The organism is Glaciecola punicea ACAM 611 (genome assembly GCF_000252165.1).
GTDB classification, from domain to species: domain Bacteria; phylum Pseudomonadota; class Gammaproteobacteria; order Enterobacterales; family Alteromonadaceae; genus Glaciecola; species Glaciecola punicea.
Map to the genome: position 1 here is coordinate 151,022 of NZ_BAET01000008.1, position 21,555 is coordinate 172,576.

Genomic DNA, 21,555 nt, shown 5'->3' on the forward strand with positions numbered 1-21,555 from the left:
GTTTCAATGTCAAACGCTGAAGTCAATTTACCCTCATCACAACATGAATATAACCCAAAAGAGATAGAAGCGAATGCACAGCTGCACTGGCTTAATAACAAAGTATTCGAGGTTGAGGTTAAGCCCGATCAAGAAAAATTCTACTGCTTGTGCATGTTCCCCTACCCTAGCGGACGATTACATATGGGGCATGTTAGAAACTACACCATAGGCGATGTTGTAAGCCGTTTTGAGCGTATGCAGGGTAAAAATGTACTTCAGCCCATGGGATGGGATGCGTTTGGTTTGCCGGCAGAAAACGCCGCCTTGAATAATAATAGCGCACCTGCACAGTGGACATTAGACAATATTGGTTACATGAAAGAGCAGCTTCAAGCCTTAGGCTTTGGCTATGACTGGCGCCGTGAAGTCACCACGTGTAAACCTGAGTATTATAAATGGGAGCAGTGGTTTTTTACGCGCCTATTTAACAAAGGCCTTGTGTATAAAAAGAACGCTACCGTTAATTGGGACCCTGTAGACCAGACGGTACTGGCAAACGAACAGGTAGTAGACGGAAAAGGTTGGCGCTCGGGCGCGGTTGTTGAACAAAAAGAAATCCCGCAGTGGTTTATTAAGATCACCGATTACGCGGATGAACTACTTGACGACTTAGACAAACTAGATGAATGGCCAGCGCAGGTAAAAACCGCTCAACGAAACTGGATAGGCCGTTCCCAGGGCGTTGATGTTACCTTCGATTTATTCACACCAAGTGCAGGAATGAACCAGCTTGAGGTTTACACCACACGCCCTGACACCTTATATGGTGTCAGCTATCTAGCCATTGCAGCGGCGCATCCTATTGCGCAAGAGTTAAGCGAATCAAATAGCGCTATGGCAGCATTTATTGATGAGTGCAAAAACACCAAAACTACAGAAGCTGAGCTGGCTACCATGGAGAAAAAAGGCATGCCGACAGGCCTTTTTGCCATACATCCTTTAACCGGTGAGCATTTGCCCATATGGATTGCTAACTTCGTACTAATGAGCTATGGCTCGGGCGCCGTAATGTCGGTGCCGGCCCACGATCAGCGCGATTGGGAATTTGCAACTAAATACAAACTTCCGATCTTACAGGTGGTTGCTTTTAAAGAAGAGCACGCAGGAACTGATATAAATGAGTCTGCCTATACTGAGAAAAATACGCTGATTAATTCTGCTGAATATAGCGCATTAAGTTTTGAGGATGGTTTTAATGCAATTGCAGACAAACTAGGCGCGCTGGGTTACGGTAAAAAGGCAGTTAAATATCGCTTACGCGACTGGGGTGTTTCACGCCAACGCTATTGGGGTACACCTATTCCTATTGTTAACGATGAGCAAGGTAACTCTCACGCCGTTAATGTAGAAGACTTGCCTGTAATTTTGCCTACCGATGTAATTATGGATGGCGTAATATCGCCAATAAAAGCTGATCCCCAATGGGCAAAAACAACCCATAACGGCATTCCCATGACGCGCGAAACCGACACTTTTGACACCTTTATGGAGTCGTCTTGGTATTATGCTCGCTACACATCAGCGCCTAGCGACGCTATGTTAAACCCTGAAGAAGCAAACTATTGGCTGCCTGCCGACCAATACATTGGCGGTATTGAGCATGCTATTCTGCATCTATTATATTCACGTTTTTTTCATAAACTATTGCGCGACGAAGGCTTAGTTAACAGCGATGAGCCCTTTAAACGCTTACTTTGTCAAGGCATGGTGCTCGCTAATGCGTTTTTCACCAAAGATGCAAGCGGCAAAGTGACTTGGCACAAACCAGATGATCTAAGCATTGAAAAAGACGACAAAGGCAGAATTATAAGCGCGCTCGTCACTAGCAGCCACGAGTCGGTGGAGCACGCCGGCATGATAAAAATGTCAAAGTCAAAAAACAACGGTATTGATCCACAAAAAGTCATAGATTTATACGGCGCTGATACTATCCGTTTATACACCATGTTTGCGGCGCCGCCTGAGCAAGACCTAGAATGGACAGAGTCTGCGGTAGACGGCGCTAATAGATTCCTGCGCCGCTTTTATCGCTTGGCCACACAGCATGTGCAAAGCGAATTATTTACCGGCAGTGCCATTGATTATTCATATAAAAACTTATCCAAAGTGCAAAAAGCATGTCGATTTGAACTGCACAGTGCCATCCTAAAAGTGAGCGATGATGTTTTACGTCGTCAAACCTTCAATACTGCCATTGCCAAAATGATGGAACTGCTTAACTACCTGCAAAAATTTGAAGTGAATGATGCAATTGACCATGCAATAATGCACGAAGCCATAGTCGCCATGATTAAAATGCTTAATCCCGTAACACCGCATATCTGCGAGAGTTTGTATACGCAAATGCAATGCCCCGGTGAATTACAAACAGCCGTATGGCCAGTATGTGATGAACGCGCTTTAGTGGAAGACGAAAAACTTATCGTAGTACAGGTAAACGGCAAGCTACGCGCCAAGCTTACTGTGGCCGCCAATATAGATAAAGCCTTACTTGAAGCACTTGCGCTTAAACATGAAAACGTGGCGCCTTTTACGCAGGGTAAACAACTACGAAAAGTCATCATTATTCCTGGCAAGTTAGTCAACATAGTAGCCAATTAAGACCATGGTGAAAAAGGATATGCGCGTGAATAAACGACTCAGCACATGGATAAAGTTAATTACTTTTAGCAGTTGTATTGCCATTGTTGCTGGCTGCGGGTTCACGTTACGCGGATCTCAAGCATTACCCGAAAACTTAACACAGGTCGGCATTATTGCACCTTTTCAATACTCTGGGCTTTCAAGAGCCTTACAGAAAAGACTGCCTGTATACCAATTGACAGGTGTCATTACTCCTAGCGCTTCAGTTGACTCGGCTATGCTTGGTAAAACCGTGGTAATTCAACTTCAGCCAGAACAATTTGAGCGGCGTTTGTTGTCAGTATTTAGTTCTGGTCAAGTTGCTGAATATGATCTGGTGTACTCTGTCAAATATACGGTGACTTTTCCCAACAAACTACCTATTGATAATACGCTAACAGTGTCACGCGAATACCAAGACGATCCTGATCAAATACTGGCTAAATCGCGTGAGCTTAATCTAGTGCTTAGTGAACTACGTGTAGAGTCAGCCGACCGCATCATTCGCTTGCTGTCTAGTCAATATAACCGCTCAATAGTAAGCACAAACAAGCAAGTTGTAAAAAAGCCAACGACGCCCTTAATTAGAAAAAGAGAAGATTAAGTGCAAATCCAAACATACGATTTACAACGTCACCTAGACGCAGACCCTATTCCCCCCTTCATACTGGTGTTTGGCGACGAACCACAGCAAAAATTGGATATTATCGATGCGGTGCGGGCTAAAGCAAAACAATCAGGGTTTGACGAACGCGTGAGCTTTACTTTAGACAGCGATTTTGAATGGGCACATCTAATAGACGCAATACAAAGTATGTCATTATTTGCTGATAAACAGTACATAGAGCTTACCTTATTATCGTCAAAACCCGGTGCCGTTGCAGCTAAGCAATTTCTCGAAATAACTAAGGTAATCTCACCCGACGTGATGCTATTGATACATGGCCCAAAAGCGGGTAAAGATGTTCAAAAAACAAAGTGGTTTAGCGCGTTAGCTAACCAAGGTTGGTTTTTACACGTTTATGATTTAGCCCACAGTCAGTTACAAAAGTGGCTGTCAGCGCGCGCGAATAAGCTGAATTTATATATTTCACAGGACGCATTAAGTATGGTAGCTGACTTATGCGAAGGTAACCTGATGGCAGGTCGTCAGGAGCTTGAAAAATTAGGCCTACAGTTTCCTCCCCAGCACGTTATAGAGACCAATGATATTGCCAACACAATGACCCAGCAGTCACGCTATTCTACATTTCAGTTTACCGATGAAGTGTTGCGTGGGGACATGCAAAAAGCAGTGAAAATGCTAATTTGTCTAGAAGATGAAGGCATTGAGCCGGTTATTATTTTATGGAGCATCGTTAATGAAGCGCAAACCATTACTAAGCTTTTAAACATGCAGTCTATGCAGGGTCATATCGATTATAAATCATTAAGAATTTGGGCCAGTAAACAAGCCTTGTATCAAGCAGCCGTAGCGCGATTAACGCCGGCTCATATGCACGCAATTAATGAACAGTTAAGTCAAGCCGACATTATGTTTAAGTCGGCTTATATTGCAAAACCCTATGTAATATTAAGCCACCTTGCACTGTTATTTATGCCCACGCATATGCCTGATTTTAGTTTAGTTAATGGATAAGAATATCAACAAACCCGCTATAAATGCGCTTTTTGGCGGCACTTTCGATCCGCCTCATTTTGGTCACTTATTGCCGTTAACAGAAATTGCTGATATTGCTGGCCTATCCACTATATCGCTCCTGCCGGCAAACGTGCCGGTATTTAAAAAAGAGGTGACCAGCGCAGAACATCGCATTGCGATGACTCAATTGTTATGTGACATAGACGCTAGATTTTCGCTTGATTTGACCGAGTTTTCTCGTGCCGAGGTTAGCTATACTATCGATACCCTCAGTTACCTTAAGGAGCAGAACCCTGCACAGCCAATTGTTTTTATCATTGGGCTAGATTCACTGCTTACACTTCATTTGTGGGAGCGTTGGCAACAGCTATTCGATTTTTGCCATATTATTGTTATGCAACGCTCACCGCTTGACGCCTCTAATTCGACGAAAGCAACCGACGGCGAAGTGTCAAGCAAAATGGCATCAAAACTGTATAACTTTTACACATCAAAGCAGGAGTTTGAGCACATTGTAGGCCCTGATATTGATAAAAACCTTAAGATATTTCTATTATCAACACTAGCTACTGCTGAAAATGGTACGCAATGTATTAATTATGATGCTTTTAAGGATATAATAGAAACTTCAGCCATAGGCAAACTATGGTTCATAAAAAACCAAATTTTACCCCTGTCGTCTACTCATATTAGGCAACATATAAAAGCCGGTAAAGACATTAGCAATATGCTGCCCACTGCTATCCTTAACTATATCAGTGTGCATAAGCTATATAATAATTAAGTAGGAATAGTATTGAATCAACAAGAGTTTACAAATTTTGTCATTGATAAAGTAGATGATATGAAAGCTAAAAATATTACGGTTATTGACGTAACGGGAAAATCAAGTGTTACTGACACTTTAGTAATTTGTTCAGGCACGTCTAAACGCCATGTATCAGCAATAGCAGAAAACGTTATCGTTGAGTGCAAACAGGCTAGGCATGCACCCTTGAGCGTAGAAGGTAAAGCCCAAGGTGAATGGGTATTAGTTGATCTGGGCGACATCGTTTTGCACGTTATGCAAGACGAAACCAGAGATTTTTATCAGTTAGAAAAACTTTGGCAGTAACTAAGTAATCGAGCTTTCATGAATATGCTTACATTAAGGCATTAAATTGGGCACATTTACATGAACGTGCAAATAATCGCTGTCGGGAACAAAATGCCCACGTGGGTGGTCGAAGGTACTAACGAGTATTTACGTCGTTTCCCATCTGAGTTTTCAGTAAGCTTTTCTGAAATACCGCCTTTTAAGCGTGGAAAAACAGTTAATATATTGAAGATTAAAGAAACAGAAGGAGAAAAATGTATTGCTGCGGTTGCTAAAGGCAATCGGATAGTCGCTTTAGAAGTACTCGGCAAGCCTTGGGATACTGCAAAGCTTGCTACACAAATCAACCATTGGAAAATGGATGGTAGGAATATAAGTTTATTGATTGGTGGTCCTGAAGGTCTATCAGATAAGTGTCGCGACATAGCTGACCAATTATGGTCACTATCGCCCTTGACTCTGCCTCATCCCTTAGTAAGAGTTATCGTTGCTGAAGCACTTTATCGAGCGTGGTCGCTGACACAAAACCATCCTTATCATCGAGAATAATAAATGGCGAAAGCAAGACAAACAATAAGAGATCATAGCGCAGAGGCAAACTTATTTGCCCGTCGTGCCTTTTTCTCTGCGATATTCGTTTTTGGCTTAATGTCCTTATTGTTGATTAATCTATACGACCTCCAAGTAAATAAACATTTGGAGTATCAAACACAGTCAAATGGTAACAGAATTAAGGTTTTGCCTGTTGCGCCCAACAGAGGTCTCATTTACGACCGCAATGGCGTTATTTTAGCGGAAAACAAATCTGTGTTTAGTCTAGAAATAATCCCCGAAGAAGTTGATAACCTCGAACAAACCCTAGCCCAACTAACTGAGCTAATGGCAATAACGCCAGACGAAATTGCACGCTTTGAAAAAGATAAACTACGTCAGCGAAGGTTCAAACCTGTTTCGATACGCAGGCAGCTTACGCATGAGGAAGTAGCACTGTTTTCGGCTAATCAGCATAGGTTCCCCGGCATTGATATTAAGGCAAGACTGTCGCGCTACTATCCTTTTAAAGATACCCTTACCCATATGCTGGGGTATGTATCGCGCATAAATAAAAGAGACTTAGCCAAACTTAAAGATCAAGGACAAGAAGCAAACTACGCAGCCACGCACGATATTGGTAAGCAAGGCGTGGAAAAATTTCATGAATCCAAATTGCATGGGCGCGTTGGGTATCAGCAGGTTGAGGTGAATAATAAAGGACGCATAATTAGAGTACTTGACTTCGAACCTCCTGAACCTGGCAAGGATATTGTGCTTAATATAGATATTAAACTGCAGCAAAAAGCACAACAAGAGATGGCAGGACGCCGTGGCTCAGTCATTATTACCGATGTAAAAACCGGCGGCGTATTGGCACTTTACTCAAGCCCCAGCTACGACCCAAATATGTTTGTGCACGGCATCAGTCAAACCGAATATTCAAAATTACTCAACTCACGTTACAGCCCTTTACTAAATAGAGCCACCCAAGGCCTTTACCCGCCTGCCTCATTAATAAAACCCCACTTGGCACTCATCGGACTTGAAGAAGGCGTCATAACGCCTGAAACTGAAATCCAAGATCGCGGCTTTTTTAAACTTAGAAATGTAGCCCACATTTGGCGAGATTGGAAAAGGCAAGGCCATGGGACGGTAGATGTGACCAAAGCGATCGAAGTATCATGTGATACTTTTTATTATGAACTTGCTTATAAACTAGGCATAGATAGCATTCATGAACGCATGGGGGAATTTGGTTTCGGCAACTTCACCGGCCTAGACCTTTATGAAGAATCCAGAGCAATATTGCCTAGCCGCGGTTGGAAACGCGCAACGTTTAATGAATCATGGTACATTGGCGACACTATATCGGTGGGTATTGGCCAAGGTTATTGGAACGCAACGCCTATCCAAATTGCGAATTCTTTGAACATATTGGTCAACCGCGGCAAACGCTTTACGCCCACTTTACTTAAAGGCTACTTAATAGACGGGAGCATTGAAAATGTTGCCATCGAGCAAAAGCCGCCGCTTGTGATCAACAATGAAGAAAATTGGGACATTGTACTAGATGCCCTATATGGCACTGTTAATCGTGAAAATGGAACCGCCCGAACAGCGTTTAGAAAAACCAGTTATGTGTCGGCAGGTAAAACAGGCACAGCGCAACTTTTTACGGTTGCACAAGACGAAGAATATGATGAAGAAAATGTGCACAAATATCTGCGTGATAATGCCATGTATATAGGGTATGCACCTTTTGATAACCCGCAAATTAGTATGGCGGTTGCAATCGAAAATGCAGGCGGCGGCAGTTCACATGCTGCCCCGTTAGCACGTAACGTAATGGATTATTACTTTGACGAATTAAGGCCTGCGCGTGAAATGGCCTTAGCGCAAAAAAATGCCGCTAAAATAAAAGTAATAGGCATATCATTAACGCCAAGTAGTCATCAGAGTAGCCCTTAGTTTCATGAAAAAAACTAATTTCACCACAAATAAGCAAAGTTTCCTTGAGCGCATTCATATTGATGGCTTTTTGCTACTTTCACTTTTATGCTTAATGTTTATAGGGCTACTGACTATATATTCATCGGGCGGACAGGACTGGGATTTAGTACAAAGACAATTGCTTCGCTTAGGCGTGGGTATCACCATTATGATAGGGCTTGCTCAACTGCCTATTCTAGTCTACCAGCGGGTGTCGATTTATTTTTATATTGTCGGCATTCTCATGCTACTGGGTGTACTTTTTTTCGGTGTCGTTGGCAAAGGAGCACAACGCTGGCTCGATTTAGGTGTACTCAGGTTTCAACCTTCAGAAATAATGAAGCTTGCTATGCCAATGATGATTGCCTGGTTTATAAGTCGCAACAGCATTCCTGCGAGTGTTAGAGACATATTTGTGGGTTTTGTTCTAGTGTTTATCCCCACTATTCTAATCGCCAAGCAACCCGACTTGGGCACATCTTTATTGGTATCTGCAAGCGGCATTTTTGTGCTATTTTTATCAGGAATGAGGTGGCGAATAATATCTTTGATTGGTTTATTAGGCGGCTTGTTTGCGCCTATTATGTGGTTTTTCTTAATGAAGGATTACCAGAAGCAGCGTGTTATTACTTTTCTAGATCCTGAGAGTGATCCACTTGGATCGGGCTATCATATTATTCAATCTAAAATTGCCATTGGTTCTGGTGGGGTTGACGGAAAGGGTTGGCTGCAAGGGACTCAGTCACAGCTAGAGTTCTTGCCAGAGCGCCACACCGATTTTATATTTTCCGTGTACAGTGAAGAGTTTGGGCTTATTGGCATAATAGGATTATTAGTAATGTACATGTGCATTATTATGAGAGGTTTATACATAGCAAACCGAGCACAAAATAATTTTAGTAAGCTCTTAGCCGGCAGTATTACATTGACATTTTTTGTCTATGTATTTGTTAATATGGGAATGGTGTCAGGTTTATTGCCTGTTGTAGGAGTGCCTTTACCGCTAATAAGCTATGGCGGAACCTCAATGGTTACCTTAATGGCTGGATTTGGTATTTTAATGGCCATAAGCACCCAAAAACGGTTATTATCGCGCTAGGCTAATGGATGTTTGAGTTGTTAACACTTTTTTGCGCCTAAATTTAAAAAAGCCTGAGTCTGCACAAACATAATGTTCAATGCATTGACGATAATAATAAAATGACATTATCTAATAGAAATAAGGTAAGAAATTTGCCACCGAACTCTCTCTATATACTTTTACTTACTTGCGTCAGCATGTTGTTACTGCTTAGCGGCTGCTCTAGTGCTCCTGAAAGTCGTTATGCGATAACACAAGATACAGCACCAAGTTTCGACTATGGTGAAATAGTTTATGATGCCATTATACCCACCTTAGAGCCACACAACACGTGGACTAGCCGTCCTTACTACGTATTTGGTGAAAAATATTACCCCATGGCAAGCGCAATTGGTTTTGAAGAAACCGGTGGTGCCTCATGGTATGGCTTAAAATTCCATGGACATAAAACCGCAAATGGCGAAATATTCGATATGTTTGCTCTAACAGCCGCGCATAAAACACTGCCACTGCCCTCTTTTGTAAGAGTGACCAATGTTAAAAATGGCAAGTCTGCTATCGTTAGAGTTAACGACAGAGGCCCTTTTCATGGCACCCGCATTATTGATTTATCGTATGGCGCCGCCAAAAAATTAGGCTACCATAAATACGGTGTAGCCGATGTAAAAATGGAAGTATTAGACGTGAATGAAGCGGGAGAAATACGAATTGGTTCGAGCCCACAGCTTTATGTGTTTGAAAATGGAGAATTACTGGCCAAACGCTCTGCTCAAAAGAAGCTATCTGAAAAAACGCTGCTTGCGCAAAATTCAGCCCCCCAACCTATACCTCAAAGCCTATTTGTACAGGTTATGGCAATGGAAAACGGTGATAAAATTAGAGAGTTTGCAAGCAGTCTGTCCAGTCTTTTGCAGGTCCCTAACGTTGTGCCTAAAATTGCAAATATATATAGATTACAATTAGGTCCTCTAGAAACTGAACAAAAGGCCCAAAATATCATCCAAGAGTTAAAGAAAATAGGTTTCGAGCAGGCTTTTACTATACAAGTGATGCCGTAAGGCCTATTTCTGGGGTCTTTTAGCGCTTGTATGTCGACATTACATGTAAAGCAGGTAAAATAAAGATTATATATGTCTGAATAGACCACGAAACGTGTTTTATTGCATTTCTAATGTGAAGGCACATCAGCCTTTAAAACATTGGAAATAACACAGACCTTTATTTCCTAAACTCCAATAGATAATCCATCGCCACTTTCAGGAAAATTATGCGCTTTACAGTTTTAGCAGGTTTATTTACCTTTTTTATGACTATGACCACTACTGCGGCAATAGTCATACCGCCTCCGCCCACAGTCGATGCGGGTGGTTTTTTGCTGCTTGATCACAACACCGGGCACATCATTGCCGAGAAAAACATAGACCAACGTTTAGCGCCTGCAAGCCTCACTAAAATAATGACGATTTATGTGGTTGGTAAAGAATTACAAGCAGGCAACATAAGCTTGACCGATATGGTCACTATTTCTGAAAAAGCATGGGCAAAGAAATTCCCAGACTCTTCGAAAATGTTTATCGAAGTAGGTACTCAAGTATCAGTAAGCGACCTGCTAATGGGCATAGTCGTGCAGTCTGGCAACGACGCCTGCGTGGCCATTGCGGAACATATAGCAGGGAGCGAATCTGCGTTCGCCAGTATGATGAACGCGCATGCTCAAAATTTAGGCATGAGTGCAACAAACTTTGTCAATAGCCATGGCCTTCACGATGCCGACCATTTCACCTCTCCACGAGATATGGCAACGCTTTCATCTGCCCTCATTAGAGAAACGCCTGAAATGTATAAAATTTATAGCGAAAGAGAATTTACTTACAACGGTATAAAGCAGTTTAATCGTAACAGCTTACTGTGGGACAGGAGCTTGAATGTAGACGGTATAAAAACAGGCCATACCTCAGACTCAGGCTACAGTTTAATTACCTCAGCAACCCAAGGTAACATGCGCTTAGTGTCCGTTGTGATGGGCACCGACAGTGAGCGTTCACGCAAAGCTGAAAATAAAAAACTATTGCGCTATGGTTTTCGTTTTTACGAATCAGTAGTGCCATTTCAACCGAATCATATTTTTGCAAACCACCGTATATACATGGGCAGTAAAGAAACCGTTAATTTAGGCATTAATCAGTCCACTTCAATGACGGTACCTAGAGGTCAAGCTGATCAGCTAAGCGCCAGTTTCGAGCTTACCTCAGTGCTAGAAGCGCCTATGGAAAAAGGCACCGAGGTTGGCCTACTCAGCCTTACTCTCGACGGTGAAACAATTGCCACCTACCCATTGGTAACCTTGGAAGAAATTCAAGAAGGTACCTTTTTTAGTAAAGCAATGGATTGGATTAACTTACAGCTAGGATTAGAATAACCATGGAAACAAAATTTGATGAGTTATTAGATTTTCCCTGTATGCAAACGTTTAAAGTAATGGGCATTGCTCACGAGGAATTGCCAACACAGGTAATTTCACGACTGCAAACCTTAGCGCCGGGAGACTACGCTCCAACAATAAGGCCCAGTAGCAAAGGCACTTATCATGCACTCTCAATAGCCATAAAAGTAACTAGTAAAGAACATATGGAAACTATTTACATTGAGCTGTCTAAATTAGAATTAGTCAAGGTAGTATTATAATAATCATGAACTGTAGTAATGATAGTCAGTGTTTTTGTGGATCATAAAATGACAGCATTAATTGCTAAAGCTGGCAATGATCATAATGCTGACAAAAATAGTGTAGCAACTGAATCACTTATAGTGCGAGACATAGGTTTACAGTTATACACCCCAGTATGGCTAAGAATGCAGCACTTTACCGATTCCAGAAACGCCAATGATCTTGATGAGATTTGGCTGGGCGAACATTTCCCCGTATTTACGCAAGGTCAAGCAGGTAAACAAGAGCACATTATAAATCCAGGGGACATACCCGTAGTACCCGTTGATAGGGGCGGACAAGTCACTTATCATGGGCCTGGTCAGCTAATGATGTACATATTATTGGACATAAGAAGGCGTAAGCTAGGCGTGAGGCAGCTAGTGACTGCACTTGAACAGTGTATCGTGTTAACATTGGCCGAATTCGGTGTTGTTGCATATGCAAAAAAAGATGCACCTGGGGTATACGTTGACGAAAAAAAGATTTGTTCAGTAGGACTACGGATACGCAAAGGCTGCTCTTTTCACGGATTAGCGCTTAATGTAGATATGGACTTATCGCCATTTCAACGAATTAATCCTTGCGGATACGCCGGACTTGAAATGATAAACAGTAAAAATGTTAATGCAGTGAACACCATTCGCGAAGCCAAGCATTTGGTCGTTATACATTTTTGCAAGTTATTAGACATTCACCCACTACGATATAAAGAAGGTTTTGATGAGTAATATGCGCCCCCAAGCAGGTGTTAAACTTCGAGACGAAGATAAAGTTAAACATATCCCCATTACGATAATGCCAACGCAAAAAGCTGAAATGCTACGTAAGCCCTCGTGGATAAAGGTAAAGTTACCGTCAAGAACTGATCGCATCGATCATATTAAAAAGACCTTACGAAAAAACAAACTGCATTCGGTATGCGAAGAGGCAAGTTGTCCAAACCTTGCAGAATGCTTCAACAATGGCACCGCCACGTTCATGATTTTAGGTGACATTTGCACAAGACGCTGTCCCTTTTGTGATGTTGGTCACGGAAAACCACTACCGCCAAGTGCAGAAGAGCCGTTAAAACTGGCCACTACTATCGCCGAAATGGGGCTGTCGTATGTGGTCATAACATCGGTTGACCGTGATGATCTGAGAGACGGCGGAGCACAGCACTTCGTAGATTGTATAAATGCAATACGTGAACACAGCCCAAGCACCAAAATTGAAGTGCTAGTGCCAGATTTTCGTGGGCGTATGGACCGTGCATTAGAGATATTTAAGAATGGCGTACCAGACGTATTTAACCATAATTTAGAAACCATCCCGCGTCTTTACAGAGAGTGTAGACCAGGCGCAAATTATCAGTGGTCTTTGGATTTATTAAAGAAATTCAAGCAACAGCATCCGCATATTCCCACTAAATCAGGATTAATGATGGGAATGGGTGAAGAAAACGATGAAATGCAAATAGTGCTAGACGATTTACGAACGCATGATGTAAACATGCTCACTCTTGGACAGTACTTACAACCTAGTGCTCACCACTATCCGGTTAAACGTTATGTACCACCGGTTGAGTTTGATGCCTTAGGCGTTTATGCCAAGAAAATTGGGTTTACACATGCAGCATGTGGCCCGATGGTTCGCTCTAGCTATCATGCTGACAAGCAAGCAGAAGGTATAGAAGTAAGATAGGGTCTTTGTGCTCCCTAAAAAATCGGCTCGGGAAATTGCTAGTAATGCATACTCCATTGGTGAGGAAAAGCTAAACGCGCTGTCCCACGGCGCAGGTTTTTTGCTTGCTCTAGCTGGTGTTTTAGCTTTGTTTCTCAAAGCACAAAGCCCACTAGAAGTATCAGTGGTGCTCATTTATGGGATTAGCTTAGCCCTGATGTTTTTGACCTCAACGCTTTATCATAGCAGCGTTGAGGTCAATACTAAAGTGGTGCTAAGAAAACTCGACCATATGGCTATTTACCTCTTAATAGCAGGAACTTACACGCCCTTCTTAGCACTAGGCGTTGGCAGCACTTCTGCCCTAATTGGTCTAGGGGTAGTATGGTTAGTCGGATTTACGGGCATTTTTTTTAAGCTCTATTTCGGTCATAAGTTCCCCAAATTATCAATTATTACCTACGCAATAATGGGCTGGCTAGCCTTACTGCTTATTTACCCTATATACTTATCATTAAGCTGCGCCGGCTTTACATTACTGATCGTTGGCGGTTTGTGTTATAGCGCGGGCATTCCTTTGTATCTGTTAAAAAGTAGACACTACTCTCATTCACTTTGGCATTTTAGTGTAGTAGCAGGCGCTGCTTGTCACTTTGCAGCTATTTACGGTTTTGTTTTATAAGCAGCCTTCCACAATGTGGCACGCCCATGTTTAATAAGGCACTTTTTGTATTGACTGTATCCTTTTATAAAAATAAACGAGCTGACTACGCTACAAAGAATCTATGGGTAATAAGTTCTCAAACACCGGCTTTCGCTTTTCCTTAGTAGCCGCCATGGCTTCCATTACATCGGGCATTTGTAACATACCGCTTTGCCATGTAGCCATGTAATTCAAGCTATCATTCACGCTGTGGTCGCGAGTATAGTTAATCATTTCCTTACAGCCGGCAACCGCGAGTGGAGAATGGCCCGCAATTGTTTTAGCAATTTTCATCACTCCAGCCAGCAGGCTTTTCTGGTCGGCGTAAACATGGTTTACCAAGCCACAGGACTTTGCTTCTTCGCTCATCATATTTCTGCCCGTGTAGGCCAATTCACGCACTAAACCCTCAGGAATTAACTTCGGTAACCTTTGAAGCGTGCCAACATCGGCGGTCATGCCTATTTCAGTTTCCTTGATACAAAAAAACGCATCTTGTGTGCAGTAGCGCATATCACACGCACTAATCATGTCTACAGCACCGCCAATCACACCGCCCTGCAGGGCCGCTAAAACTGGAATCCGTGCGTCTTCTAAGGCATTAAAGGCATTTTGTAACTGTAAAATATGTCGTCTCGATTTTTCAGCACGCCGCGCTGGTTCGCCTGCATAGCTAGCCCCCATGTTTTGAAATACGGCTAAATCCATACCTGCACTAAAATGCTTACCGGTGGACGAAATAACTATTACTCTGGCCATTGAGGCTCTGTCTATTGCGTTGACGGCTTCTGGCAATTCAGTCCAAAAAGCAGCATTCATACTATTTAGCTCCTTCGGGCGATTAAGCTGAAGGTGAGCGATTTGTTCGTTAATAGTGATCGAAAATGTCGTGTATTTTTCAAAGCTTACAGTGTTAGACATAGAGAAGTTCCAAATGTATGGTGTAAAAAGCAATAAAATGTAGTATTTTTGATGTTCAGTTACCTTTCGTTTTACTATATAGGAATGGTGCGCAGAGCACAAAAAGAGTTACGAGGGCTGGCGACAACTAAACCACTCACTGGGCACTTAATAGATGCCACATGACTTGATTACCCGTTGGGAAGGTGAAGAGTTTTTAATCATACTGCCCGACTCAGGTAGTAGCGACGCCAAGCTTAGCGCTGAACGAATACGCTCAGTATTTCTGAGCTTCAATTAGCCTTGTATTATTGGCGAAGACGTAAATATTACCACTAGCACAGGAGTATGTGAGCTTAATAAACAAGAAGGTTTAACCGGAGCCATCGCGCGCGTCGATCATGCATGTATAATAGATAAAAATCAGGTAGAAATTGAGTGTAATTTGATACTGTAGAAGTGTAATTAATGGTCGGTGTGATAGGATTCGAACCTACGACCCCTTCACCCCCAGCGAAGTGCGCTACCAAGCTGCGCCACACACCGACCGAGCGACACATTATATGGATATACACTTAAATATCTACTCTTTTATAACAAAACTTGCTTGATAGTCTAGTATTTATGCAAATTCACATATTACTCCGTTTATTCTGCGCCATTACCCCATATAGTTAGCGCCAGTTCGTCTTATAATTATGCTTAATTGAACGATAAACGCGGGGATTAAATGGATAATTAAACCCACACTAGCTTATTCGTGTCTAACACTTGCTCCCCATCAAAACGATAGGCAGCAAGACAGCCGTCTTTTTGCACCACTGACCAGTCCAAACAGGCAATATTATCTTTCATAAGTTCAGGTGTACCCTGCATCCAATAGTGACCAAAGAAAATAGGCTTGTTGCCGTGGATCATGGGCAGTGAAGACAGCGCAATAGGCTCATCTGGCAACTGCTGGGGATTAGGCACCGATGTGCAGGCACTTCGGTAGGTTGGATTCTCAGTTAAATCCCACCACTTCAACCGGACTTTTGACCGTTTTCGATTGTTCGAGTCAATAAAGAATGCACCTTTGGGTAAGTCTATTTTGGGGCCATTAAGACAATATTCTAAGGACTTATAAAACCGCAACTCAACCGCGCTAGGATCTCTCCATACCTCGTCTTTTATCACGCCATTTTCGTGTGTGTATTCTTTTAAGCGTAAAAGGTGGTCTTCATGCCAAGCCGCATGGATGCAACGGATAGAATCGTTTTCAAAGAACAGAGGTAGCGTTTTAAACCAGTCGATAGCGTCAACATACCAAGGAGATCCATGTGAAGCTTGCTCTAAAAAAGCGCGATGTTCGCTATAGTTTTTATCAGAATGCGGGCGTAAAGGTTTACCATTAGAGCCTTTTAAATGCCAGCCAATAGCATAAAACTCGTGATTGCCCATAATCACAATTGCCTTGCCGTTTTGCTGCATATTCTTCAAAATATCCACGACTTCTTTTTGCCCGGGACCGCGGTCAACTAAATCACCTAAGGATATAAGAATACGCGTTGGGTGTTGCCAAACGCCCTCGATTTCAGCGTAGCCTAACTTTTTGAGCAATACTACAAAAGGTTCACTAAAACCGTGTATATCTCCAACTAAATCATACATAAACTGACACGCTCACTATTTCAGGCAAACTAATCTTGCTAATCACACGAATACAATTATTAATCATCCGCTCCTATGCGGCTCGCCACTGCGCCGTCTTGGCCTTTATACTTTGCATCAAAACGTGCGTTGTAAGGTGTTTCAGCGTGATCAGACAGCGTTTCAAAACTCAAAGCACCAATTTTCATTTTAGGCTTAAGGGCTAGCGGTAATTTACCTGAGTTGAAAAACTCAAGCACTATGTTCCCAGACCAACCAGGATCAATTCTATGCGCGGTTACGTGCACCATTAAGCCCAAACGTGCTAAGGATGAGCGTCCATCTAGCCAACCCACCATATTACCTGGCAGCGTAATAGACTCATGCGTAACCGCAATCGCCAGTTCACCAGGATGCAAAAAAAATGACTTATCGTCAGCAATTTCAATTTCATCACTCATTACACTGTCAAGTGCGGCCTGCACAGCTTCTTTAGGTCCGCTCAAGTCTATGTATGGTGCTTGATACTCCTCAAATACCCTGAATTTATTACCCAGTCTTACATCCACCGTTACGCCACTAATACTGTTTTGTGCAGGCTCGGGCAGAATGACAATTTCACCGCTGGCAATATATTTCTTAATGTCTTTGTCGCAAAGTCGCATGCATGTATCTTCTTATTGTTAAGGGTTAAATTTAGTCTAGCTTTGTAATTTCTATACTCGACGCCATATTAGCTGCCACGGGCAATACCTCGGCCTCTTCACACAAATAGCGGGTTATATCCATTGCCGCCTGCTGGTAAATTATGGATATGTCATGGTCACTTTGTTCGTCTATGAGTGAACGGCCGGCGTCGGCATATTCGCGAATTATTGGGTTTAACGGCACTTTTGCTAGCATAGGCAGTGCATATTTATCACTGAGCTTCTGCGCGCCCTTTTCGCCAAAAATTGTTGTTCTTTTATGGCAATGCCCGCACTCAAAATAGCTCATGTTTTCAATTAAACCTAGAACAGGAATATTTAGCTTTTCGAACATAGCAATGCCTTTCGCTGCATCAGACAGAGCAAGATCTTGCGGCGTGGTCACCACTACCGCTGCTGTTAACGGCAACTGTTGGCACATCGTGAGCTGAATATCGCCGGTGCCTGGCGGCATATCTACAATCAAATAGTCGAGCATAGGCCACTTTGTTTGCGTTAATAGCTGATTAAGCGCTTTACTTGCCATTGGCCCGCGCCAAATAGACGCATGATCGCTTTTAACTAAATAGCCAATTGAATTGGACGCCAGTCCGTGCGCCATTATAGGCAACATTGTCTTATTGTCAGGGCTGTTTGGATTTTCATTTTGAGTACCCAGCATAATGGGCACCGATGGCCCATAAATATCGGCGTCTAAGATACCAACGCGTGCACCTTGCCTTTTAAGCGCTAAGGCTAAATTTACCGCGCTAGCTGATTTCCCAACACCACCTTTGCCTGACGACACCGCAATAATATTTTTAATATTAGGAAGCGGTGGCTTTTGAGCGCTAAAAATCGGCACATTATAGTATTTTGAAAACACCATATCAGGTCCAAGCTTCTGTGCTAGCGTGCTTTTAACTTCATCCCACACGGCGTCGATTACGAAGGGAAAATAAATGTCTACTTGCTTGTCATTAACCTTTACCTGAAATAATTCAGGCTTAGTAGAATGAAATATTTTGCCTAAATGTGAGATTACCGAGACCGAAATTTGACTTGATGATGTTGCTTTAGAGCGACTAAAAAATTTCAATTGACCCACTTTTAATATTAATAAGCTACCATACTATATATTAGGCACAATTATGCCTAATTCAAGGTGCAAATAATATGAGTTTCGGCTACCATTTGTGCCAATTTTATTAATAACTCCCGAGGATAGCCTACTTCATGCAATCTAATCCACGCCGCATACTGGTTACCAGTGCACTGCCATATGCAAACGGTTCTATTCATTTAGGCCATTTATTAGAGCATATACAAACCGATATTTGGGTCCGTTTTCAGCGCCTGCGAGGCCACCAGTGCTATAGCGTGTGCGCCGACGATGCCCACGGCACGCCGGTAATGTTAAAAGCCCAAGAGCTAGGCATATCTCCTGAAGAGTTAGTGACCAAAACGCGCGCTGAACATCATCAAGATTTACAAGATTTCTTGGTGGATTACGACAATTATTACATAACGCATTCAGACGAAAATAAAGAGCTTTGTGAGCTAGTGTATAATCGTTTAAATGATAGTGGTTATATTTCAAAACGCACTATAAGCCAGCTGTTTGATCCCATAAAACAAATGTTTTTGCCCGATCGTTTTGTTAAAGGCACCTGCCCTAAATGCGGCAGTGAAGACCAAAACGGCGATAGCTGCGATGCCTGTGGGGCGACCTATGACCCAACCCAGGTTAAAAACCCGCGTTCAGTGATGTCGGGGGCTTCGCCCATATTAAAAGACTCCGAGCATTACTTCTTTGACCTGCCTAAATTTGAGGCCATGCTGAAAGAATGGATTCGCTCAGGCGCGATAAAAAACGAAATGGCGAATAAGCTAGAAGAATGGTTTGAGCAAGGCTTGCAGCAGTGGGATATTAGCCGAGACGCGCCTTATTTTGGTTTCGAAATACCCAATGCGCCTGGCAAGTTCTTCTATGTGTGGGTAGACGCGCCGGTGGGCTACATGGCCAGTTTCAAAAACTATGCAGACAAACGCGGTATAAATGACAAAGAGTTTTGGCAGACCGGCAACGACACCGAGCTATATCACTTTATTGGTAAAGACATCGCCTATTTCCATTGCTTGTTTTGGCCTGCAATGCTTGAAGGCGCAGGCTTTAGAAAGCCCACAGGCGTAAACATTCATGGATTCGTGACGGTTAACGGCGCTAAGATGTCTAAGTCTAAGGGCACATTTATTAAAGGTCGCACTTTCTTAGATCATTTGCAGCCTGAATATTTACGCTATTACTACGCCAGTAAGCTTAACGACAGTGCAAGCGATATAGACTTAAACTTTGAAGATTTTGTGCAAAAGGTAAACTCTGACCTAGTTGGAAAAGTGGTAAACATTGCCTCTCGCTGTGCAGGTTTCATTACCAAAAAGTTTGCTGGCAAGTTATCGCATAGAATACAAAATGAGCAATTATTAGCTGAGTTTCAGCAGGCCCATGTGTCTATTGCGCAGACGATTGAGTCGCTACAATACCATAAAGCAATACGCGACATTATGGCCCTAGCAGATAAAGCCAATCAATACATAGATATGCAAGCACCATGGGTAACCATTAAAGACGAAAACAAACACGATTTCACGCATGACGTGTGCTCTATGGGTATTCATTTATTCAGAATACTGATGATTTATTTAACACCTGTACTGCCGAAACTGTCGCTTGATGCGCAGGCTTTTTTGAACGACAAGTTCACCTGGGACGCCATACAGGATGTTAAGCTAGGTCACAGCATTAATAAGTTTAAGGCTATGATCCAGCGCGTTGATGCTGATAAGGTTGCGGCTATAGTAGAGGCTTCTAAAGAAAATCTGCAAGTCACTAAAGACATAAGTAAAGCACAGACTAGTGAAGAAAACGCTAACATAGTCATTGCCGATGAGCGCTTGGCTGAAATTGAGCCAATAGCCGACACTATAAGCTTCGAAGATTTTGCCAAAATTGATTTTAGAATTGCCAAGATTGTACATGCTGAAGCGGTCGAAAAAGCGGACAAATTATTACGCTTAGAGCTTGATATTGGTAACGAAACAAGGCAAGTATTTGCCGGTATAAAATCGGCATATAATGCGCAAGAGCTTATCGGTAAACACACTGTTATGGTGGCTAACTTGGCAGCGCGTAAAATGCGCTTTGGTATGTCTGAAGGTATGGTGTTGGCAGCAGGTCCTGGCGGCGAAGATATTTATTTATTAGAGCCACATGAAGGCGCAACGCCAGGCATGCGTGTAAAATAGCTCTCATAAAAATGCGCGGACATCTGAACTGGCCGCGCACATCTCGTCGTTCTTAAAACCTTTAAAAACTACCCTATGCTGGGTCCTGCGTAATAAAACTAAACCAGATATATAAGGCTAATTTGCCTTCTTAAAAGATGACTGTGAGTTTCTAGCCACAATAGGCGAAGTACTAAACTTATGCTTGACCTGCCAAACCGGTTTTATCGGCGTCAACGGCATCTCACGCTTTCTGGCTTCAATAATATACATAGACGAAAACCAAGGTAGATAACGTTTGCAGAATTTTTGCACGGGGCTTTGACTGTTAAATTGCTTTTGCATAAAAAGAGAAGAATATACAAGATTTTCTTGCTGAACAATTTCAAAATTCAGTAAGGCCAGCCAGTCTTTAATACGAGATGCGGTAAAAAAACGGCCTTGATGTAAAATGTTTTTGCGGTTAATGGGCATATATTTTAGCACACCAGCAATACTAAAAGGATTAAAACCCGCAATTACCACCCTGCCATCGACCGTAATGGCGCGGTCAATTTCCCGAATAATTTGGTGAGGGTCTTGCGCAAAATCTAGTTCAGCCAAAATCACAAATGCGTCAATACTGTTATTTTGAAACGGTAAGCTTGAGGATTTTGCATACAAACTATTGTGCTGATTAGCATGCGGCGCGCAACTGAATTGATTTTTAATAGTGCAGGTAGGTAGGCTAATTTGGCTACTTAAGCTGCCAATTTTTACCAAATAATAGCCAAAAATGCGCGCTACAATAGGCTCGAGTGCTTTTTCTAATTCGTCGCGCGCAAGTTCTCCTTGGCTTAGTTGTTGCCACTGTTTTGGATAATCGGGTTGGATATCTGTGCGTGCCGAACGCATTATCATGTACTATCTCCAGTGACGTGTCGTAAATTAAGGCTGGCTTACACAAAAGCAAGGAAGTGAACGTTTTGTTGCTT

Annotated in this window: 21 protein-coding genes and 1 tRNA gene; 16 read left to right on the forward strand and 6 right to left on the reverse strand. The window is 42.6% G+C overall.

The window, feature by feature from the left end:
* The first annotated feature begins 6 nt into the window (after positions 1–6).
* From leuS to trhA, 14 genes are all read left to right on the forward strand, one after another.
* Positions 7–2,643: a leucine--tRNA ligase gene (gene leuS / locus GPUN_RS05190; RefSeq protein WP_006004171.1), complete on the forward strand. Its 2,637-nt coding sequence runs from the start codon at positions 7–9 to the stop codon at positions 2,641–2,643.
* 19 nt (positions 2,644–2,662) lie between these two features.
* Positions 2,663–3,268 (forward strand): LPS-assembly lipoprotein LptE, encoded by a 606-nt coding sequence (locus GPUN_RS05195; RefSeq protein ID WP_141567222.1) that lies wholly within the window; start codon positions 2,663–2,665, stop codon positions 3,266–3,268.
* Positions 3,269–4,303 (forward strand): DNA polymerase III subunit delta, encoded by a 1,035-nt coding sequence (gene holA / locus GPUN_RS05200; protein ID WP_006004173.1) that lies wholly within the window; start codon positions 3,269–3,271, stop codon positions 4,301–4,303.
* A complete protein-coding gene (gene nadD, locus GPUN_RS13660; protein ID WP_006004174.1) occupies positions 4,296–5,090 on the forward strand; it encodes a nicotinate (nicotinamide) nucleotide adenylyltransferase in 795 nt (264 codons plus the stop codon). The genes holA and nadD overlap by 8 nt, the downstream gene beginning before the upstream one ends.
* Before the next feature lie 12 nt (positions 5,091–5,102).
* Positions 5,103–5,420 (forward strand): ribosome silencing factor, encoded by a 318-nt coding sequence (gene rsfS, locus GPUN_RS05210; RefSeq protein ID WP_006004175.1) that lies wholly within the window; start codon positions 5,103–5,105, stop codon positions 5,418–5,420.
* A gap of 60 nt (positions 5,421–5,480) precedes the next feature.
* Positions 5,481–5,951: a 23S rRNA (pseudouridine(1915)-N(3))-methyltransferase RlmH gene (gene rlmH / locus GPUN_RS05215; RefSeq protein WP_006004176.1), complete on the forward strand. Its 471-nt coding sequence runs from the start codon at positions 5,481–5,483 to the stop codon at positions 5,949–5,951.
* A 3-nt stretch (positions 5,952–5,954) separates the two neighbouring features.
* Positions 5,955–7,904, forward strand: a complete 1,950-nt coding sequence (mrdA, locus tag GPUN_RS05220; protein ID WP_006004177.1) for a penicillin-binding protein 2 — start codon at positions 5,955–5,957, stop codon at positions 7,902–7,904.
* 4 nt (positions 7,905–7,908) lie between these two features.
* Positions 7,909–9,024: a rod shape-determining protein RodA gene (gene rodA / locus GPUN_RS05225; RefSeq protein WP_006004178.1), complete on the forward strand. Its 1,116-nt coding sequence runs from the start codon at positions 7,909–7,911 to the stop codon at positions 9,022–9,024.
* 179 nt (positions 9,025–9,203) lie between these two features.
* The gene (locus tag GPUN_RS05230) at positions 9,204–10,064 is read left to right on the forward strand and encodes a septal ring lytic transglycosylase RlpA family protein (protein WP_006004180.1); all 861 of its coding nucleotides are present in this window, start codon (positions 9,204–9,206) and stop codon (positions 10,062–10,064) included.
* Positions 10,065–10,273: 209 nt separating this feature from the next.
* Positions 10,274–11,425 (forward strand): D-alanyl-D-alanine carboxypeptidase family protein, encoded by a 1,152-nt coding sequence (locus GPUN_RS05235; protein WP_006004181.1) that lies wholly within the window; start codon positions 10,274–10,276, stop codon positions 11,423–11,425.
* A gap of 2 nt (positions 11,426–11,427) precedes the next feature.
* Positions 11,428–11,691, forward strand: a complete 264-nt coding sequence (ybeD, locus tag GPUN_RS05240; RefSeq protein ID WP_006004182.1) for a DUF493 family protein YbeD — start codon at positions 11,428–11,430, stop codon at positions 11,689–11,691.
* Positions 11,692–11,739: 48 nt separating this feature from the next.
* Entirely contained in the window at positions 11,740–12,444 is a 705-nt protein-coding gene (gene lipB, locus GPUN_RS05245; protein ID WP_141567223.1) for a lipoyl(octanoyl) transferase LipB, read from the forward strand.
* The gene (lipA, locus tag GPUN_RS05250) at positions 12,437–13,399 is read left to right on the forward strand and encodes a lipoyl synthase (RefSeq protein ID WP_040520345.1); all 963 of its coding nucleotides are present in this window, start codon (positions 12,437–12,439) and stop codon (positions 13,397–13,399) included. Before lipB ends, lipA begins: the two co-directional genes overlap by 8 nt.
* Positions 13,400–13,406: 7 nt before the next feature.
* Positions 13,407–14,060, forward strand: a complete 654-nt coding sequence (trhA, locus tag GPUN_RS05255; protein ID WP_006004185.1) for a PAQR family membrane homeostasis protein TrhA — start codon at positions 13,407–13,409, stop codon at positions 14,058–14,060.
* A gap of 90 nt (positions 14,061–14,150) precedes the next feature.
* On the opposite strand, the gene GPUN_RS05260 is transcribed toward trhA, so the two are convergent.
* A complete protein-coding gene (locus tag GPUN_RS05260) occupies positions 14,151–15,002 on the reverse strand; it encodes a crotonase/enoyl-CoA hydratase family protein (RefSeq protein ID WP_040520346.1) in 852 nt (283 codons plus the stop codon).
* Positions 15,003–15,156: 154 nt separating this feature from the next.
* Here GPUN_RS05260 and GPUN_RS13890 point away from each other — a divergent pair, with 154 nt between their 5' ends.
* Positions 15,157–15,282 carry a diguanylate cyclase domain-containing protein gene (locus tag GPUN_RS13890; protein WP_006004187.1) on the forward strand — a complete coding sequence of 42 codons (126 nt, stop codon included), beginning with the start codon at positions 15,157–15,159 and terminating at the stop codon, positions 15,280–15,282.
* Between the two features lie 168 nt (positions 15,283–15,450).
* Here the strand turns inward: GPUN_RS13890 and GPUN_RS05265 are convergent.
* The 4 genes from GPUN_RS05265 to apbC form a co-directional block, all read right to left on the reverse strand.
* Positions 15,451–15,527: transfer RNA gene (locus GPUN_RS05265), tRNA-Pro, on the reverse strand.
* Between the two features lie 192 nt (positions 15,528–15,719).
* A complete protein-coding gene (locus GPUN_RS05270; RefSeq protein WP_006004188.1) occupies positions 15,720–16,631 on the reverse strand; it encodes a metallophosphoesterase in 912 nt (303 codons plus the stop codon).
* Positions 16,632–16,690: 59 nt separating this feature from the next.
* Complete coding sequence (gene dcd, locus GPUN_RS05275; RefSeq protein ID WP_006004189.1) at positions 16,691–17,275, reverse strand: dCTP deaminase; 585 nt, start codon at positions 17,273–17,275, stop codon at positions 16,691–16,693.
* 31 nt (positions 17,276–17,306) lie between these two features.
* Positions 17,307–18,395, reverse strand: coding sequence for an iron-sulfur cluster carrier protein ApbC (gene apbC / locus GPUN_RS05280; RefSeq protein ID WP_006004190.1), 1,089 nt, complete (start codon positions 18,393–18,395; stop codon positions 17,307–17,309).
* A gap of 137 nt (positions 18,396–18,532) precedes the next feature.
* On the opposite strand from apbC, the gene metG reads away from it, so the two are divergent.
* Positions 18,533–20,602: a methionine--tRNA ligase gene (gene metG / locus GPUN_RS05285; RefSeq protein ID WP_006004191.1), complete on the forward strand. Its 2,070-nt coding sequence runs from the start codon at positions 18,533–18,535 to the stop codon at positions 20,600–20,602.
* A gap of 117 nt (positions 20,603–20,719) precedes the next feature.
* Here metG and GPUN_RS05290 read toward each other — a convergent pair whose 3' ends face one another.
* On the reverse strand, positions 20,720–21,481 hold the full coding sequence (locus GPUN_RS05290; protein WP_006004192.1) for a class I SAM-dependent methyltransferase: 762 nt from the start codon (positions 21,479–21,481) through the stop codon (positions 20,720–20,722).
* Between the last annotated feature and the right edge of the window lie 74 nt (positions 21,482–21,555).

Excerpts from the sequence above, each read along its gene's own strand:
- lipB (WP_141567223.1), top strand. The coding sequence starts at position 11,740 with ATGACAGCATTAATTGCTAAAGCTGGCAATGATCATAATGCTGACAAA.
- GPUN_RS05235 (WP_006004181.1), top strand. The coding sequence starts at position 10,274 with ATGCGCTTTACAGTTTTAGCAGGTTTATTTACCTTTTTTATGACTATG.
- ybeD (WP_006004182.1), top strand. The coding sequence starts at position 11,428 with ATGGAAACAAAATTTGATGAGTTATTAGATTTTCCCTGTATGCAAACG.
- GPUN_RS05230 (WP_006004180.1), top strand. The coding sequence starts at position 9,204 with ATGTTGTTACTGCTTAGCGGCTGCTCTAGTGCTCCTGAAAGTCGTTAT.
- rlmH (WP_006004176.1), top strand. The coding sequence starts at position 5,481 with ATGAACGTGCAAATAATCGCTGTCGGGAACAAAATGCCCACGTGGGTG.
- lipA (WP_040520345.1), top strand. The coding sequence starts at position 12,437 with ATGAGTAATATGCGCCCCCAAGCAGGTGTTAAACTTCGAGACGAAGAT.
- GPUN_RS05260 (WP_040520346.1), bottom strand. The coding sequence starts at position 15,002 with ATGTCTAACACTGTAAGCTTTGAAAAATACACGACATTTTCGATCACT.
- GPUN_RS05195 (WP_141567222.1), top strand. The coding sequence starts at position 2,663 with ATGCGCGTGAATAAACGACTCAGCACATGGATAAAGTTAATTACTTTT.
- rodA (WP_006004178.1), top strand. The coding sequence starts at position 7,909 with ATGAAAAAAACTAATTTCACCACAAATAAGCAAAGTTTCCTTGAGCGC.
- leuS (WP_006004171.1), top strand. The coding sequence starts at position 7 with ATGTCAAACGCTGAAGTCAATTTACCCTCATCACAACATGAATATAAC.
- GPUN_RS05270 (WP_006004188.1), bottom strand. The coding sequence starts at position 16,631 with ATGTATGATTTAGTTGGAGATATACACGGTTTTAGTGAACCTTTTGTA.
- nadD (WP_006004174.1), top strand. The coding sequence starts at position 4,296 with ATGGATAAGAATATCAACAAACCCGCTATAAATGCGCTTTTTGGCGGC.
- GPUN_RS05290 (WP_006004192.1), bottom strand. The coding sequence starts at position 21,481 with ATGATAATGCGTTCGGCACGCACAGATATCCAACCCGATTATCCAAAA.
- mrdA (WP_006004177.1), top strand. The coding sequence starts at position 5,955 with ATGGCGAAAGCAAGACAAACAATAAGAGATCATAGCGCAGAGGCAAAC.
- dcd (WP_006004189.1), bottom strand. The coding sequence starts at position 17,275 with ATGCGACTTTGCGACAAAGACATTAAGAAATATATTGCCAGCGGTGAA.
- metG (WP_006004191.1), top strand. The coding sequence starts at position 18,533 with ATGCAATCTAATCCACGCCGCATACTGGTTACCAGTGCACTGCCATAT.
- GPUN_RS13890 (WP_006004187.1), top strand. The coding sequence starts at position 15,157 with ATGCCACATGACTTGATTACCCGTTGGGAAGGTGAAGAGTTTTTAATC.